Consider the following 14,647-nt stretch of genomic DNA (forward strand, 5'->3'; position numbering starts at 1 on the left):
GGCCGTACTGTGGAAAGGGCCCGCTGGGGCCGCCCCGATACGGACGAGGACGAGGAACCTTCGATGGTGGAGATCAAGACCCCCGAGCAGATCGCGAAGATGCGGGCGGCCGGGCTCGTGGTGGCGGAGATCCACCGCAGGTGCGCGGCGGCGGCGGTGCCGGGGGCCTCCACGGCGGAGCTGGACGAGATCGCGGCGGCCACCCTGCGGGAGATGGGGGCCAAGCCGAACTTCCTCGGGTACGGGGGGTTCACCGGCAACATCTGCACCTCGGTGAACGAGGTGGTCGTGCACGGCATCCCCGGTCCTGAGACGGTGCTGGCCTCCGGCGACATCATCTCGATCGACGCGGGCGCCGTGGTGGACGGCTGGCACGCGGACGCGGCGCTGACGGTCTTCGTGGGCGAGGGGCACCCGGAGGAGGTGCGCGAGCTGAGCCGGGTGACCGACGCGTCGCTGTGGGCGGGGATCGCCGCGATGCGCAAGGGCGGCCGGCTGGTCGACATCTCCAAGGCGATCGAGGGCTACATCCGGCGCCAGCCGCGGCCGGCCTCCGGCAAGTACGGGATCATCGAGGAGTACGGCGGGCACGGCATCGGCTCCGAGATGCACATGGACCCGCACGTCCTGAACTACGTGGAGCGCCGGCGCGGACGCGGTCCGAAGCTGGTGCCGGGGATGTGCCTGGCGATCGAGCCGATGCTGTCGCTGGGCACCGCGAAGACGCACGTGCTGGACGACGAGTGGACCGTCAAGACGAACGACGGCAGCTGGGCGGCGCACTGGGAGCACTCGGTGGCGCTGACCGAACAGGGCCCGCTGGTGCTGACCGCGGTGGACGGCGGCGCGGCGCGGCTGGCCGAGCTGGGCGTGCGGGCGGCGCCCGATCCGCTGGCGTAATGATCTCCGATCCGGGGAAAAGATCATGGATTCGTCTTTTCGGGTGGGGTGGCGTAGAGTGATACGTCGGTCCTGGTACACCTGTGTATTCAGGGCTGTCCAGGTAGCCGATCCCGGAAGGTGAAGCGCTCAAGTATGGCCAAAAAACAAGGGGCCATCGAGATCGAGGGCACTGTTGTCGAGTCCCTGCCGAACGCGATGTTCAAGGTGGAGCTCCAGAACGGGCACCAGGTCCTCGCGCACATCAGCGGCAAGATGCGGATGCACTACATCCGTATTCTTCCCGACGACCGGGTCGTGGTGGAGCTGTCTCCCTACGACCTGACCCGCGGGCGGATCGTCTACCGCTACAAGTAAATCCAGATCGTTCGTACCGACTCGGAGAACCTCACTCTCATGAAGGTCAAGCCGAGCGTCAAGAAGATCTGCGACAAGTGCAAGGTGATCCGCCGCCACGGGCGGGTCATGGTCATTTGCGAGAACCTGCGCCACAAGCAGCGCCAGGGCTGACGCAGACCGCCACCGCCTCGTACTCGTAGCAGTTCTTCGCGCGACGCCGCGACACGCACATATGTAGATACGCAGATACCCGACCCCTCGCCGATCAGCGCGGGGACGACACCCCCGGTCGGAGGCCGGGGACCCGGCTCGTAAAACTTCGTGAGTCTTACGGGAACGGTGCTGCGGAAGACCTCCGAAGAGCCCATCAGGAGCCACATTCATGGCACGCCTCGCAGGCGTCGACCTCCCGCGTGACAAGCGCGTCGAGGTCGCCCTCACCTACGTCTTCGGCATCGGGCGCACCCGTGCCAAGGAGACCCTTGCCAGCACCGGGGTCAACCCGGACACCCGCGTCCGCGACCTCGGCGAGGACGACCTCGTCAAGCTCCGCGAGTACGTGGACGCCAACCTCAAGACCGAGGGTGACCTCCGTCGCGAGATCCAGGCCGACATCCGCCGCAAGGTCGAGATCGGCTGCTACGAGGGTCTGCGTCACCGCCGCGGCCTGCCGGTCCACGGTCAGCGCACCAAGACCAACGCGCGTACCCGCAAGGGCCCGCGTCGCGCGATCGCCGGCAAGAAGAAGCCGGGCAAGAAGTAGTCCGCACCGGACGCTGTTCCAGCGGTCCGAGTTGTAGGACCGACCACCTCCACGGGAGTACGTGTATATGCCTCCGAAGGGCCGTACGGCCGGCGCCAAGAAGGTGCGCCGCAAGGAAAAGAAGAACGTTGCCCACGGGCACGCTCACATCAAGAGCACGTTCAACAACACCATCGTCTCGATCACGGACCCGTCCGGGAACGTGATCTCGTGGGCCTCCGCCGGCCATGTCGGCTTCAAGGGCTCGCGCAAGTCCACCCCCTTCGCCGCGCAGATGGCCGCCGAGAACGCGGCCCGGCGGGCGCAGGAGCACGGCATGCGCAAGGTCGACGTCTTCGTGAAGGGCCCCGGTTCCGGCCGGGAGACCGCGATCCGCTCGCTCCAGGCGACCGGCCTCGAGGTCGGCTCCATCCAGGACGTCACCCCCACCCCGCACAACGGATGCCGCCCGCCCAAGCGCCGCCGCGTCTGACCAGCTCGAAGTAGGAGACAGATAGACCATGGCGCGTTACACCGGGGCCGACTGCAAGCGTTGCCGTCGGGAGAAGCAGAAGCTCTTCCTCAAGGGGAGCAAGTGCGAGAGCGCGAAGTGCCCGATCGAGATCCGTCCTTACCCCCCGGGTGAGCACGGACGCGGGCGCACCAAGGACAGCGAGTACCTGCTTCAGATGCGTGAGAAGCAGAAGTGCGCGCGGATCTACGGTGTCCTCGAGAAGCAGTTCCGCGGCTACTACACCGAGGCCAACCGCCAGCAGGGCAAGACGGGTGAGAACCTGCTGCGCATCCTCGAGTCGCGACTGGACAATGTCGTCTACCGGGCCGGCTTCGCCAAGTCCCGGGACCACGCCCGTCAGCTGGTGCGGCACGGCCACATCCTGCTGAACGGCCGCAAGACCGACATTCCCTCGGCGCGGGTGTCCCCGAACGACATCGTCGAGGTGCGGGAGTCCTCCCGTTCCCTGACCCCGTTCGAGGTGGCCAAGGCCGAGGCCGGCGAGAAGACCGTGCCGGCGTGGCTGGAGGCCATCCCGTCGAACCTGCGGGTGCTGGTGCACGCGCTGCCCGAGCGCCAGGTGATCGACACCCAGGTGCAGGAGCAGCTGATCGTGGAGCTGTACTCCAAGTAGTGGTGTGGGCGGAGTCACCCCGGGTCACCGGGGGCTCCGCCCGTACTCTTGAATGACGTGTGTTGTCTGGCTTGGCATCAAATAGTGGGTGCCGAAGACTGGAGTTCTTTTCATGCTGATCGCTCAGCGTCCCTCTTTGACCGAAGAGGTCGTCGACGAGTTCCGCTCCCGGTTCGTGATCGAGCCGCTGGAGCCGGGCTTCGGGTACACGCTCGGTAACTCTCTGCGGCGTACGCTGCTGTCCTCGATCCCGGGCGCGGCCGTCACCAGCATCCGGATCGACGGGGTGCTGCACGAGTTCTCCACCGTGCCGGGCGTCAAGGAGGATGTCACCGACCTCATCCTCAACATCAAGCAGCTGGTCGTCTCCTCGGAGCACGACGAGCCCGTGGTGATGTACCTGCGCAAGCAGGGCCCCGGCCTGGTGACCGCGGCCGACATCGCCCCGCCGGCCGGGGTGGAGGTCCACAACCCCGACCTGGTGCTGGCCAGCCTGAACAACAAGGGCAAGCTGGAGATGGAGCTGACCGTCGAGCGCGGTCGCGGCTACGTCTCCGCCGTGCAGAACAAGGCGGCGGGCCAGGAGATCGGCCGGATCCCGGTCGACTCGATCTACAGCCCCGTGCTGAAGGTCACCTACAAGGTCGAGGCCACCCGTGTGGAGCAGCGCACCGACTTCGACAAGCTGATCGTCGACGTCGAGACCAAGGAGGCCATGCGTCCGCGTGACGCCATGGCGTCCGCCGGCAAGACCCTGGTCGAGCTGTTCGGCCTGGCCCGTGAGCTCAACGTCGACGCCGAGGGCATCGACATGGGCCCCTCGCCGACCGACGCGGCGCTCGCCGCCGACCTGGCGCTGCCGATCGAGGAGCTGGAGCTGACCGTCCGCTCCTACAACTGCCTCAAGCGCGAGGGCATCCACTCGGTGGGCGAGCTGGTGGCCCGCTCCGAGGCCGATCTGCTGGACATCCGGAACTTCGGTGCCAAGTCGATCGACGAGGTCAAGGCGAAGCTGGCCGGCATGGGCCTGGCCCTGAAGGACAGCCCGCCCGGATTCGACCCGACCACCGCCGCCGACGCCTTCGGGGCCGAGGACGACGGGGACACGGGCTTCGCGGAGACCGAGCAGTACTGACGGTCCCGCGTCTCACAGTGGCCACTGCTGACCAGTGGCACCCTGACACCGGTACCTGACACGGCCGGTGCAGACAGATGAAGGAGACAGACCATGCCGAAGCCCACGAAGGGCACCCGGCTCGGTGGCGGCCCGGCCCACGAGCGGCTCATGCTGGCGAACCTCGCCACGGCGCTGTTCGAGCACGGCCGGATCACCACCACGGTGGCGAAGGCGCGCCGGCTGCGTCCGGTGGCCGAGCGGCTGATCACCAAGGCGAAGAAGGGTGACCTGCACAACCGCCGTCAGGTGATGCGCACCATCACCGACAAGAGCGTCGTGCACACCCTCTTCACCGAGATCGGTCCGCAGTTCGCGAACCGGCCGGGCGGCTACACCCGCATCACCAAGATCGGTCCCCGTCGCGGCGACAACGCCCCGATGGCCGTGATCGAGCTGGTCGAGGCGCTCACCGTGCAGCAGGAGGCGGTCGGCGAGGCCGAGGCCGCCACCAAGCGTTCGGTGAAGGAGACCGAGGCCGCCACCACGGCGACCGAGGCCCCCGCCGCCGAGGCGACCGAGGCGAAGGCCGAGGAGAAGAAGGACGACACCGAGGCCTGACGGTCCGGAGTCCACGCCGCTGGGCCTGTCACCCTTCCGGGGGAGACAGGCCCAGCGCCATGTGCGCAGGAGAGGGAGCAGCGGGTGTCCGAGACGGTACGGGTGCGTCTTGACGTGAGTTACGACGGGGCGGCGTTCTCCGGCTGGGCCCGCCAGCGGGGGCGGCGGACCGTACAGGAGGAGCTGGAGGAGGCGCTGCGGGTCGTCACCCGCTCCGACCAGGTGTTCGAGCTGACGGTGGCCGGCCGCACGGACGCCGGGGTGCACGCGCGCGGCCAGGTGGCGCACGTGGACCTGCCGGCCCGGGTGTGGGACGAACAGCGCGAGGCGCTGCTGCGCCGGCTGACCGGCCGGCTGCCGATGGACGTCCGGGTGCGCCGGGTGTCGGCGGCCCCCGCCGACTTCGACGCCCGCTTCTCGGCGATCTGGCGCCGGTACGTGTACCGGGTCAGCGACCACCCGGGCGGCGTGGACCCGCTGCGGCGCGGGCACGTGCTGTGGCACAACTGGCCGCTGGACGTGGCCGCGATGAACGCCGCCTCGCGCCCGCTGCTGGGCGAGCACGACTTCGCGGCGTACTGCAAGCGCCGCGAGGGCGCCACCACGATCCGCACCCTGCGCCGGCTGAGCTGGGAGCGCGGCGCGGACGGGGTGCTGGAGGGCACGGTGGAGGCGGACGCGTTCTGCCACAACATGGTGCGCTCACTGGTCGGCGCACTGCTCTTCGTCGGCGACGGGCACCGCTCCCCGGAGTGGCCCGGCCAGGTGCTGGCGCGCGGAGTACGGGACTCGGCGGTACACGTGGTGCGCCCGCACGGCCTGACCCTGGAGGAGGTCGGCTACCCGGCCGACGACCTGCTCGCGGCCCGCAACCGGGAGGCCCGCAACGTCCGCACACTCCCGGCGCAGGCCGGCTGCTGCTAGCTGCTGTTGCGCCGCTCCTCCACCAGGGCGGAGGCGCTGGCGGACGCCTGCGCCTCGCCGCGCTGGATGATGCGGGCGAACGCGTGGTCGTTCCCGTCCCGGGCGGCCTGCTGGGCGGGGGTGCCGTCGCCGCTGTCGGGGGTGCCGTCGGCGTTGCCCGCGATGGTGAAGTACGTGTAGCGCCCCACCTGGTTGGTGGTGGTGCGGCAGCCGCCGCGCTGGCAGAACTCGGGGCTGTCGCCGGCGGTGAGCGGCAGGAGGTTGCGGACGTAGGCGGCACTGGCGGCCTGCGCGTCCTCCTCGGTCGGGAACTGCGCGATGCCGACGGTGACGGCGGTGCCGTCCCCGGTGAACGTGGCGCGCAGCAGGGCGGCGCACCCGTGCTCGGTGAGCACGGCGCCCAGCTCGTCGGTGACGCCCGCGGTGCAGTCCTCGGAGCCCTCGGCCGCGGTCTTGGTGTACTCGCGGCCCTCCACGGTCATGGCGTCGCCGGGGTACAGCTCCTCGGCGGTGAAGGGCGCGAGGTCCTTGTCGGCGTCGGAGATGAACTCGCGCGGCTTGGGCAGCGGCGGGAGCGTCGTCTCCTCGAAGGTCGGATCGGGCGCGGGCGTGGTACTGGCCCCGTCGTCCGGCCCGCCGGACTGCCCCCCGGTGTCCCCGGCGGCTTGGCCGCCGGACCCGCTGTCCTGCTGCACGATGGCGAGCGCGACCACGGTCCCCACGGCGAGCGTGGCCAGCACGCTGCCCCCCACGACGAGCAGCCGCTTGCGCCCGCGCTTCTTCTCGGCCTCGGCGGCGAGCGCCCCCCAGTCCGGAGTCCCCTGCTGCCCCGGCTGCTGACCCCACCCGGGCCCGGCCCCTTGCCCAAAACTCATGGACGAATCCTAGCGGCGGCCGGGCGGCACGGGCCCCCGGTGGTGGGCCGCGGTGGGCGGCGCATGCGCGGTGCGACGGCCGAAGTGGCCTGTGGCGATTGTGAGTCTGCTGTGACCTTTGTGAAGTTGAATGGTGGACAACGGAGTTGACCGGCCACTCCGTTGTCATCGACGTGAGGGGTTGCGGCATGGAGCCGTCGGACGTCCAAGAGACGGACTGGACCGCGCCGGCCCTGGAGCGCGTCCGGGTGCGGTCCTGGCGCTGGGTGTACCTCGGGCTCGCGGTGGCCGGTGTGAGCTGTCAGCTGCTGCTCCTGGAGTCGGAATGGCCCGCCTACCCGGTCCCGGTTCCGGTCGGCTGGGGGGTGCTGCTCGGCGCCGTCGGGGTCGCGGGCGGGGTGTGGCGGCTCTCCGAGTACGGGCGGATGCGGCGCACGCTCGCCCGGCACCCGTGGACGGCGTGCTCGGCGGTGATCCGGCAGGGCGTGCTGGTATTGCGTGCCGAGGACACGGAGCCGAGGTGGCAGGTCCGCGTCCCGCGCACCCCGTGGCGGCCCCGGCCGGTGCCGGACGGCGACGCGGTCCCGTTGTGGTGGGCCGGTCCGCCGGGCGCGGGCGGGGTCGTCGCCCGCGCGGACGGTACGGGGCTGAGCTGGGCCGGGCCGGTGGCGGCGGAGTCCGGGCCCACCGGGGAAGCCACCGGCGGGAACGCCGAGCCCGTATATCCGGACCGCGCGGCGGTGCGGCCGGTGCGCAGCCGGCTGCTGCTGCCCTGGGGCGCGGTGCTGGGCCTGCTGCTGCTCGTCCTCGGGCAACTGGGTCACTGGGCGCGGTACGAGCGGGACGAACTGGTGCAGGCGACCGTGACGGCTGCCGAGTACGGCACCGTGGTGGCGGGCGACTGGTGCGCGATCGCCTGGGAGGACCCGTTCGGGGGCGGCGAACGGCACGCGGAGCGGGTGTCCTGCCCGCCCGACAACGCCTTCGGCCGCTGGTCGGTGGACTCGCCGCTGTACATCTGGATCGTCGCGGACGGCCCGTGGCGGGGCGAGTACTACCACCATCCGCAGGAACGGCTGGCGGGCCCGGGCGGTATGGCCGAGATCGTGTACACCGGGCTCTCCGACGGCGGCTTGCTGTTGCTGGCCGGCTGCCTGCCGGCCCTGGCGATCCGCAGGGAGGGACGGCAGCGGCTGCGCGATGCGGCGGCGACGTACGGGCCCGGGTCCGTACCGGTCGCGTCCGCTGTGCCGCCGAGCGTCGCGGGCCCGGTGCGCGCGGCCTCGCACCCAGCGGAGTGGATGCTGCCGTGGTGGCGGATACCGGCCTTGTGGTGGCGCTCCGGGATACCGGCGGCCCTGATCGCGATGGCTGCCTGGCAGCCGCTGATCCTGCTCGTGTTCGTCCTCCAGGTCGCTCTGTCGTCGCTGCCCGCAGGGCCCCGGGTGGCGGTCTTCCTGCTGCCCCTGGCGATCTTCCCGGTGCTGATCGTCCTGGGCATCCGGGCGCTGATCAAGCTCGAGCGGGTGCGGGCGCTGGCGAGGACCGCCCGGACGCCTTACGCGCTGCCCTACCGGTACGAACTGCGCCACCCGGAGGGCGGCGAGCCGGTGCTCGCGCTCTTCCCCCCGGACACGGAGCCGGGACCGGACGCCCGCCCCGTTGACGTACTGCCCCTGGAGCCGCCCACCGGCCGGTGCCCCTGGCCGCACCGTCCGGAGCCGGTGGGTACCGCCTGGGTGCACGGCTACGGGCCGCGGGTGCCGCGTATCGACGGCGAGGTGTTCTGGCCCCGTGGCTGACCGCACGGCCCGGGCCGTGCCCGGTTCGGGCCGTAATGTGACAGGGAGTGTTCCTTTTATGATCGGTGAGATTGCAGGCCTCGCTGTCGGTGCCGTGATCATGGCGGCAGGGATCATCGTGCTGGCCAATGTCCGCGAAGTCGCCGACCGTCTCGACGCTCGTATGAAAGCGAGGATAGGGGAGGACGTCATGCCCTCCCTGCAGCCGCTGGGGGATGCGAGAATTCAGGGAGGCGCGTCGATATTGATCGGCGGCCTGTTCGTACTCACCTCGGTGGTGAACCTGGTGAATCGATAGCCTCCCTCCGGGGCGATCCGACCGGTTCCGTACTTTTCTGTGGGTTGACGTGCGTCAGGGCCGAGGGGTCTCGTACCTGGCGGTCGGTGTGAGCCGGCGGGCAAGGAGTTCACTATGACTGTTTCCCGTATCGCTTTCCCGGTTCTGGCCGGTCTCGCCTTTACCGTGCTCGGGTGTTGCATCGTCTTCAACGTCGCAGGGTTGGCTGACCGTATCAATGCGGGGCGTCACCGCAATCTGCCGGGTCATTCTCCTCTTCGCTTTCTGGCGAATGTGAAAATCCAGGGTGGCGTCTGGATGCTGCTGGGTTCGGGCCTGGTGACCGCCTGCTTTCTCGCCTATGCCGGAGTTCTTGAGCTGGCCGGATGACCTCGGGTGGGGCAGAGCTGGCGCGGTGGGCATCGGCGAAGCGATGGTCCGCCCCGTTGGCGATCGGGTGTTCCGTCGAACGGGTCGGCGAGCGAAATCCGGTTGGGGTGGCCGGTCCCGGCTGGGAGCATGGGGGGCATGGGGCATGTTGAGGTCGCGCATCTGGAGTATGTGCTCGGGGACGGGCGGATGCTGCTCGACGATGTGTCGTTCCGGGTCGGGGAAGGGTCCGCCGTCGCGCTCGTCGGGGGGAACGGGGCCGGGAAGACCACCCTGCTGCGGCTCATCGGCGGGGAGCTGAGCCCGCAGGCGGGCAGCGTCACCGTCAGTGGCGGGCTCGCCGTCATGCCGCAGTTCGTGGGGAGCGTCCGCGACGAGCGGACCGTACGGGATCTGCTGGTGTCCGTGTCCCCTGCGCCGCTGCGGGCCGCCGCCGCGGCCGTGGACGAGGCGGAGCTGGCCGTCATGACCCGGGACGACGAGGCCGCGCAGATGGCGTACGCGCAGGCGCTGGCCGACTGGGGCGAGGTGCGCGGGTACGAGGCCGAGACGCTGTGGGACATCTGCACCACGGCGGCGCTCGGCGTGCCGTACGAGCGCGCCCAGTGGCGGCAGGTACGGACCCTGTCCGGCGGTGAGCAGAAGCGGCTGGTGCTGGAGGCGCTGCTGCGCGGCACCGAGGAGGTGCTGCTGCTGGACGAGCCGGACAACTATCTGGACGTCCCCGGCAAGCGCTGGCTGGAGGAGCGGCTGCGGGAGACCCGGAAGACCGTGCTGTTCGTCTCCCACGACCGGGAGCTGCTGGCCCGGGCCGCCGAGAAGATCATCAGTGTGGAGCCGGGCCCGGCCGGCTCGGACGTCTGGGTGCACGGCGCCGGGTTCGACACGTATCACGCGGCGCGCGAGAAGCGCTTCGAGCGGTTCGAGGAGCTGCGCCGGCGCTGGGACGAGAAGCGGGCCCAGCTGAAGAAGCTGGTCGTGGACCTGCGGCAGTACGCGTCCCGCAGCGACGAGATGGCCTCCCGGTACAAGGCGGCGCAGACCCGGCTGCGGAAGTTCGAGGAGGCCGGGCCGCCGCAGGAGCCGCCGCGCCGGCAGGACATCCGGATGCGGCTGCGCGGCGGCCGTACCGGGCTGCGGGCGATCACCTGCGAGGGCCTGGAGCTGACCGGGCTGATGCGGCCCTTCGACCTGGAGGTGTTCTACGGGGAGCGGGTGGCCGTGCTCGGGTCCAACGGTTCGGGGAAGTCGCACTTCCTGCGGCTGCTGGGCGGGGACGCGGTGAACCACAGCGGTGCGTGGAAGCTGGGCGCCCGGGTCGTACCGGGGCATTTCGCCCAGACCCATGCGCACCCCGAGCTGCTCGGCCGCACCCTGCTGGACATCCTGTGGACGGAGCACGCCAGGGCCCGCGGTCCCGCCATGTCCGCGCTGCGCCGCTACGAGCTGGACCGGCAGGCCGAGCAGCGGTTCGAGCGGCTGTCGGGCGGGCAGCAGGCGCGGTTCCAGATCCTGCTGCTGGAGCTGGCGGGCTCCACCGCCCTGCTGCTGGACGAGCCCACCGACAACCTGGACCTGGAGAGCGCCGAGGCCCTCCAGGCGGGCCTTGAGGCGTACGAGGGGACGGTGCTGGCCGTCACGCACGACCGGTGGTTCGCGCGTTCCTTCGACCGCTTCCTGGTCTTCGGGTCGGACGGTGTGGTAAGGGAGACCGCCGAGCCGGTGTGGGACGAGCGGCGGGTCGTGCGGGAGCGGTAGCCGGGGCGGGCGCGTTTTGACCGGCGTGGGGCGGGGACGGTAACCTGCCTGGTCGAATGCGTTTGGCTTGCTCGTTCTCACGTGAGGGGCCTTGCGCCGGTTCACCCGGCCGGTTTCCAGCGGCCCGTTTCCGGTATGCGTCACCGGGTGCGGGCCTCGCTGCGATCGCTCGGGTGGCCTTGTCAGGACCCATTCACTGAAGAAGCGAAGGCTACGACCGTGCGTACGTACAGCCCCAAGCCCGGAGACGTGCAGCGTCAGTGGCACGTCATCGACGCCACCGACGTCGTCCTGGGCCGCCTGGCCTCTCAGGCCGCCACCCTTCTGCGGGGCAAGCACAAGCCGGTGTACGCGCCGCACGTTGACACCGGTGACTTCGTCATCATCGTCAACGCCGACAAGGTGCACCTGTCCGGCAACAAGCGGACCCAGAAGCTGGCCTACCGCCACTCCGGCTACCCGGGTGGTCTGCGGTCCATCCGTTACGACGAGCTGCTCGAGAAGAACCCCGAGAAGGCCGTCGAGAAGGCCATCAAGGGCATGCTCCCGAAGAACTCCCTCGGCCGTCAGGTCTTCTCGAAGCTGAAGGTCTACGCAGGGCCCCAGCACCCGCATGCCGCCCAGCAGCCGGTGCCTTTCGAGATCACCCAGGTCGCGCAGTAGTCCGGCCACACCCCTAAGACGAAGAGAATTCCGAGGAGAATCGTGGCCGAGCCCACCACTGACGAGACCATCGACACCGAGGTCCCCGAGGTCGAGGAGTACACCACCGAGAGCGCGCCGGAGCAGTTCGCGGCCGAGGGCGACGAGTTCGCCGCGCGTTTCGGTGAGCCGCTGCCGGGTGCCGGCACCGGGCGCCGCAAGAACGCCATCGCCCGGGTGCGCATCCTGCCCGGCACCGGCAAGTGGAAGATCAACGGTCGCACCCTGGAGGGGTACTTCCCCAACAAGGTGCACCAGCAGGAAGTCAACGAGCCGTTCAAGGTGCTGGAGCTGGACGACCGCTACGACGTGGTCGCCCGCATCTCCGGCGGCGGCATCTCCGGCCAGGCCGGTGCGCTCCGTCTCGGTGTCGCCCGCGCCCTGAACGAGGCCGACGTGGAGAACAACCGCGCCGCCCTCAAGAAGGCCGGCTTCCTGACCCGTGACGCCCGCGCCGTCGAGCGCAAGAAGGCCGGTCTGAAGAAGGCCCGTAAGGGTACCCAGTACAGCAAGCGCTAACCCGATTGCTGCTGACGCCCCGACAGTGCTTCCGCGCTGTCGGGGCGTTCTTTTATAAGGTTAACGACGCGGGTCAGCCTTGTGAACGTGGAGGAATGACAGTGGGACGACTCTTCGGTACCGACGGAGTGCGCGGAATCGCCAACGCGGATCTGACGGCCGAGATGGCCCTCGGGCTGTCCGTGGCGGCGGCGGGCGTGCTGCGCGGCGACAGTACCGGTGACGGTCGGCCCACGGCGGTGGTCGGGCGCGACCCGCGCGCCTCGGGCGAGTTCCTGGAGGCGGCGGTGGTGTCCGGCCTCGCCAGCGCCGGAGTGGACGTGGTGCGGGTGGGCGTCCTGCCGACACCGGCCGTCGCGTACCTGACCGGCGCGCTGGACGCCGCCTTCGGCGTCATGCTCTCGGCCAGCCACAACCCGATGCCGGACAACGGCATCAAGTTCTTCGCCCGCGGCGGGCACAAGCTGGCCGACGAACTGGAGGACCGGATCGAGACGGCCTACCGGGCGCACGCGGCCGGTGAGCCGTGGGACCGGCCGGTGGGCGCCGGGGTGGGGCGCGTGACGGAGTACGGCGCGGGGGCCGACGACTACGCCGCGCACCTGGTGGGCGCGCTGCCCAACCGGCTCGACGGACTGAAGATCGTGGTGGACACCGCGCACGGCGCCGCGGCGCGGGTGGCGCCGGAGGCGTTCGCGCGGGCCGGCGCCGAGGTGGTGGCGATCGGCGCCGCGCCCGACGGGCTCAACATCAACGAGGGCTGCGGCTCCACCCACCTGGAGCCGCTGCGGGCGGCCGTGGTGGAGCACGGCGCGGACCTCGGGATCGCGGTGGACGGCGACGCCGACCGCTGCCTGGCGGTGGACGCGGCCGGCCGGGACATCGACGGGGACCAGATCCTCGCCGTCCTCGGGGTGGCGATGCGCGAGGCCGGCACGCTGAGCGAGGACACGGTGGTGGCCACCGTCATGTCCAACCTCGGCCTGTCGCTCGCCCTGGAGCGCGAGGGGCTGTCGCTGCGCCGGACGGCGGTGGGGGACCGGTACGTCCTGGAGGAGATGCGGCGCGGCGGGTACGCGCTGGGCGGCGAGCAGTCCGGGCACGTCATCGTCACCGAGCACGCGACGACGGGCGACGGCACGCTGACCGGTCTGCTGCTGGCGGCCCGGGTGGCGGCGACCGGGCGGAGCCTGGCGGAGCTGGGCGCCGTGATGGAGCGGCTGCCGCAGGTGCTGATCAATGTGCCGGACGTGGACAAGGCCCGGGTGGGCCGCTCGCCGGAGCTGGCGGACGCGGTCACGGACGCCGAGCGCCAGCTGGGCGCGACCGGCCGGGTGCTGCTGCGGCCCTCGGGTACCGAGCCGCTGGTGCGGGTGATGGTGGAGGCGGCGGACGCGGCGCAGGCGCGGGCGGTGGCGTCCGGTCTCGCGGACGCGGTGAAGTCGGCGCTGGGCTGACGCCTTCCCGGGGCTTCTCAGCTCAGATCTTGCGCAGCCTCAGGCGGCGGACCGAGTGGTCCGCCGCCTTCTGCAGTACCAGGGTGGCGCGGCCCCGGGTGGGGGCGATGTTCTCCCGGAGGTTCGGCTCGTTGATGGTGCGCCAGGTGGTGAGGGCGTACTCCATGGCCTCGTCCTCGGGCAGGGCCGCGTGCCGGTGGAAGTGCGAGGCGGGGTTCTGGAAGGCGGTGGCGCGCAGCTGGCGGAACCGCTCCAGGTACCAGGACTCGACGTCGGCGGGGCGGGCGTCCACGTACACCGAGAAGTCGAAGTAGTCGGCGAGCCCGACCTGGCCGGGGGCGGCGGGCTGGAGGACGTTCAGGCCCTCGACGATCAGTATGTCCGGGCGGCGTACGGTCAGCCGCTCGCCGGGCACGATGTCGTAGGAGAGGTGCGAGTACACCGGCGCGCTCACCTCGGCGCGGCCGGCCTTGACCTCGGCGACGAACCGGGTGAGGGCGCGGCGGTCGTACGACTCGGGGAAGCCCTTGCGGGACATCAGGCCGCGGCGTTCCAGTTCGGCCTTGGGGTAGAGGAAGCCGTCGGTGGTGACGCGGGCGACTTGGGGGTGTTCGGGCCAGCGGGCGAGGAGCGCCTGGAGGAGACGGGAGACGGTGGACTTGCCGACCGCGACGCTGCCGGCCACGCCGATGACGAAGGGGGTGGTGGGCTGGGGGCCGCCGAGGAAGGAGCCGACGGCGGCGCGCAGCTGGTGGGTGGCGGCGACGTGCAGGTTGAGGAGGCGGGAGAGCGGGAGGTAGATCTCGCGGACCTCGTCGAGGTCGATGACGTCGCCGAGGCCGCGCAGCGATTCCAGCTCGGCGGCGGTGAGGGGGAGCGGGGTGCGGTCGCGCAGGGCGCTCCACTCGGCGCGGGAGAGGTCGATGTACGGGCTGGGGTGCGGGGCGGGGGAGGACGCGGGCGCGGGTGCCGGGGTGGGGGTGGCGGCCGGGACCGGGGGGACGTCCGGGGGCGAAGGGGTCACGGGGAACATTGTGCTCGGCCGTGCCATGCCGGGCGTGGTGGGGGCAATGCGGCGG

Annotated in this window: 18 protein-coding genes; 16 read left to right on the top strand and 2 right to left on the bottom strand. The window is 70.8% G+C overall.

Features of this window, described 5'->3' with window-relative positions; translation table 11 throughout:
• Nucleotides 1-63 precede the first annotated feature (63 nt).
• The 9 genes from map to truA all read left to right on the top strand — a co-directional run bounded on the left by map (nt 64) and on the right by truA (nt 5,788).
• Entirely contained in the window at nt 64-900 is an 837-nt protein-coding gene (gene map, locus BM385_RS19660) for a type I methionyl aminopeptidase (RefSeq protein ID WP_019433435.1), read from the top strand.
• A gap of 135 nt (nt 901-1,035) precedes the next feature.
• Nucleotides 1,036-1,257 carry a translation initiation factor IF-1 gene (gene infA, locus BM385_RS19665; RefSeq protein WP_003948620.1) on the top strand — a complete coding sequence of 74 codons (222 nt, stop codon included), beginning with the start codon at nt 1,036-1,038 and terminating at the stop codon, nt 1,255-1,257.
• A 39-nt stretch (nt 1,258-1,296) separates the two neighbouring features.
• Nucleotides 1,297-1,410 (top strand): 50S ribosomal protein L36, encoded by a 114-nt coding sequence (gene rpmJ, locus BM385_RS19670; protein WP_009740505.1) that lies wholly within the window; start codon nt 1,297-1,299, stop codon nt 1,408-1,410.
• A gap of 211 nt (nt 1,411-1,621) precedes the next feature.
• Nucleotides 1,622-2,002: a 30S ribosomal protein S13 gene (rpsM, locus tag BM385_RS19675; protein ID WP_019433437.1), complete on the top strand. Its 381-nt coding sequence runs from the start codon at nt 1,622-1,624 to the stop codon at nt 2,000-2,002.
• Nucleotides 2,003-2,069: 67 nt separating this feature from the next.
• Entirely contained in the window at nt 2,070-2,474 is a 405-nt protein-coding gene (rpsK, locus tag BM385_RS19680; RefSeq protein ID WP_019433438.1) for a 30S ribosomal protein S11, read from the top strand.
• Nucleotides 2,475-2,502: 28 nt separating this feature from the next.
• Nucleotides 2,503-3,129, top strand: a complete 627-nt coding sequence (rpsD, locus tag BM385_RS19685) for a 30S ribosomal protein S4 (RefSeq protein WP_019433439.1) — start codon at nt 2,503-2,505, stop codon at nt 3,127-3,129.
• Nucleotides 3,130-3,241: 112 nt separating this feature from the next.
• Nucleotides 3,242-4,264, top strand: a complete 1,023-nt coding sequence (locus BM385_RS19690) for a DNA-directed RNA polymerase subunit alpha (protein ID WP_093843850.1) — start codon at nt 3,242-3,244, stop codon at nt 4,262-4,264.
• Between the two features lie 93 nt (nt 4,265-4,357).
• Nucleotides 4,358-4,864 carry a 50S ribosomal protein L17 gene (gene rplQ, locus BM385_RS19695; RefSeq protein WP_019433441.1) on the top strand — a complete coding sequence of 169 codons (507 nt, stop codon included), beginning with the start codon at nt 4,358-4,360 and terminating at the stop codon, nt 4,862-4,864.
• A gap of 84 nt (nt 4,865-4,948) precedes the next feature.
• Nucleotides 4,949-5,788: a tRNA pseudouridine(38-40) synthase TruA gene (truA, locus tag BM385_RS19700; RefSeq protein ID WP_019433442.1), complete on the top strand. Its 840-nt coding sequence runs from the start codon at nt 4,949-4,951 to the stop codon at nt 5,786-5,788.
• On the opposite strand, the gene BM385_RS19705 is transcribed toward truA, so the two are convergent.
• Nucleotides 5,785-6,663 (bottom strand): hypothetical protein, encoded by an 879-nt coding sequence (locus tag BM385_RS19705; protein ID WP_139275208.1) that lies wholly within the window; start codon nt 6,661-6,663, stop codon nt 5,785-5,787. The two genes, truA and BM385_RS19705, sit on opposite strands and share 4 nt — an antisense overlap.
• A 188-nt stretch (nt 6,664-6,851) precedes the next feature.
• Here BM385_RS19705 and BM385_RS19710 point away from each other — a divergent pair, with 188 nt between their 5' ends.
• From BM385_RS19710 to glmM, 7 genes are all read left to right on the top strand, one after another.
• Nucleotides 6,852-8,465 (top strand): hypothetical protein, encoded by a 1,614-nt coding sequence (locus BM385_RS19710; protein ID WP_093843852.1) that lies wholly within the window; start codon nt 6,852-6,854, stop codon nt 8,463-8,465.
• A 58-nt stretch (nt 8,466-8,523) separates the two neighbouring features.
• Complete coding sequence (locus BM385_RS19715) at nt 8,524-8,763, top strand: hypothetical protein (protein WP_019433448.1); 240 nt, start codon at nt 8,524-8,526, stop codon at nt 8,761-8,763.
• A gap of 114 nt (nt 8,764-8,877) precedes the next feature.
• The gene (locus BM385_RS26850; protein ID WP_139275209.1) at nt 8,878-9,132 is read left to right on the top strand and encodes a hypothetical protein; all 255 of its coding nucleotides are present in this window, start codon (nt 8,878-8,880) and stop codon (nt 9,130-9,132) included.
• A 138-nt stretch (nt 9,133-9,270) separates the two neighbouring features.
• On the top strand, nt 9,271-10,890 hold the full coding sequence (locus BM385_RS19720; RefSeq protein WP_019433449.1) for an ABC-F family ATP-binding cassette domain-containing protein: 1,620 nt from the start codon (nt 9,271-9,273) through the stop codon (nt 10,888-10,890).
• Between the two features lie 219 nt (nt 10,891-11,109).
• Nucleotides 11,110-11,553 (top strand): 50S ribosomal protein L13, encoded by a 444-nt coding sequence (gene rplM / locus BM385_RS19725; protein ID WP_019433450.1) that lies wholly within the window; start codon nt 11,110-11,112, stop codon nt 11,551-11,553.
• A 39-nt stretch (nt 11,554-11,592) separates the two neighbouring features.
• Nucleotides 11,593-12,111 (top strand): 30S ribosomal protein S9, encoded by a 519-nt coding sequence (gene rpsI, locus BM385_RS19730; protein WP_374313350.1) that lies wholly within the window; start codon nt 11,593-11,595, stop codon nt 12,109-12,111.
• Nucleotides 12,112-12,212: 101 nt separating this feature from the next.
• Nucleotides 12,213-13,568: a phosphoglucosamine mutase gene (glmM, locus tag BM385_RS19735; RefSeq protein WP_026047372.1), complete on the top strand. Its 1,356-nt coding sequence runs from the start codon at nt 12,213-12,215 to the stop codon at nt 13,566-13,568.
• A 22-nt stretch (nt 13,569-13,590) separates the two neighbouring features.
• Here the strand turns inward: glmM and coaA are convergent, their stop codons facing one another.
• On the bottom strand, nt 13,591-14,592 hold the full coding sequence (gene coaA, locus BM385_RS19740) for a type I pantothenate kinase (protein ID WP_019433453.1): 1,002 nt from the start codon (nt 14,590-14,592) through the stop codon (nt 13,591-13,593).
• Nucleotides 14,593-14,647 lie beyond the last annotated feature (55 nt).

The organism is Streptomyces harbinensis (assembly GCF_900116145.1).
Lineage (GTDB): Bacteria > Actinomycetota > Actinomycetes > Streptomycetales > Streptomycetaceae > Streptomyces > Streptomyces carpaticus.

Bases quoted from the DNA above. Each gene is read 5' to 3' on its own strand.
- map (WP_019433435.1), top strand. From the start codon at position 64: ATGGTGGAGATCAAGACCCCCGAGCAGATCGCGAAGATGCGGGCGGCC.
- infA (WP_003948620.1), top strand. From the start codon at position 1,036: ATGGCCAAAAAACAAGGGGCCATCGAGATCGAGGGCACTGTTGTCGAG.
- rpmJ (WP_009740505.1), top strand. From the start codon at position 1,297: ATGAAGGTCAAGCCGAGCGTCAAGAAGATCTGCGACAAGTGCAAGGTG.
- rpsM (WP_019433437.1), top strand. From the start codon at position 1,622: ATGGCACGCCTCGCAGGCGTCGACCTCCCGCGTGACAAGCGCGTCGAG.
- rpsK (WP_019433438.1), top strand. From the start codon at position 2,070: ATGCCTCCGAAGGGCCGTACGGCCGGCGCCAAGAAGGTGCGCCGCAAG.
- rpsD (WP_019433439.1), top strand. From the start codon at position 2,503: ATGGCGCGTTACACCGGGGCCGACTGCAAGCGTTGCCGTCGGGAGAAG.
- BM385_RS19690 (WP_093843850.1), top strand. From the start codon at position 3,242: ATGCTGATCGCTCAGCGTCCCTCTTTGACCGAAGAGGTCGTCGACGAG.
- rplQ (WP_019433441.1), top strand. From the start codon at position 4,358: ATGCCGAAGCCCACGAAGGGCACCCGGCTCGGTGGCGGCCCGGCCCAC.
- BM385_RS19705 (WP_139275208.1), bottom strand. From the start codon at position 6,663: ATGAGTTTTGGGCAAGGGGCCGGGCCCGGGTGGGGTCAGCAGCCGGGG.
- BM385_RS19710 (WP_093843852.1), top strand. From the start codon at position 6,852: ATGGAGCCGTCGGACGTCCAAGAGACGGACTGGACCGCGCCGGCCCTG.
- BM385_RS19715 (WP_019433448.1), top strand. From the start codon at position 8,524: ATGATCGGTGAGATTGCAGGCCTCGCTGTCGGTGCCGTGATCATGGCG.
- BM385_RS26850 (WP_139275209.1), top strand. From the start codon at position 8,878: ATGACTGTTTCCCGTATCGCTTTCCCGGTTCTGGCCGGTCTCGCCTTT.
- BM385_RS19720 (WP_019433449.1), top strand. From the start codon at position 9,271: ATGGGGCATGTTGAGGTCGCGCATCTGGAGTATGTGCTCGGGGACGGG.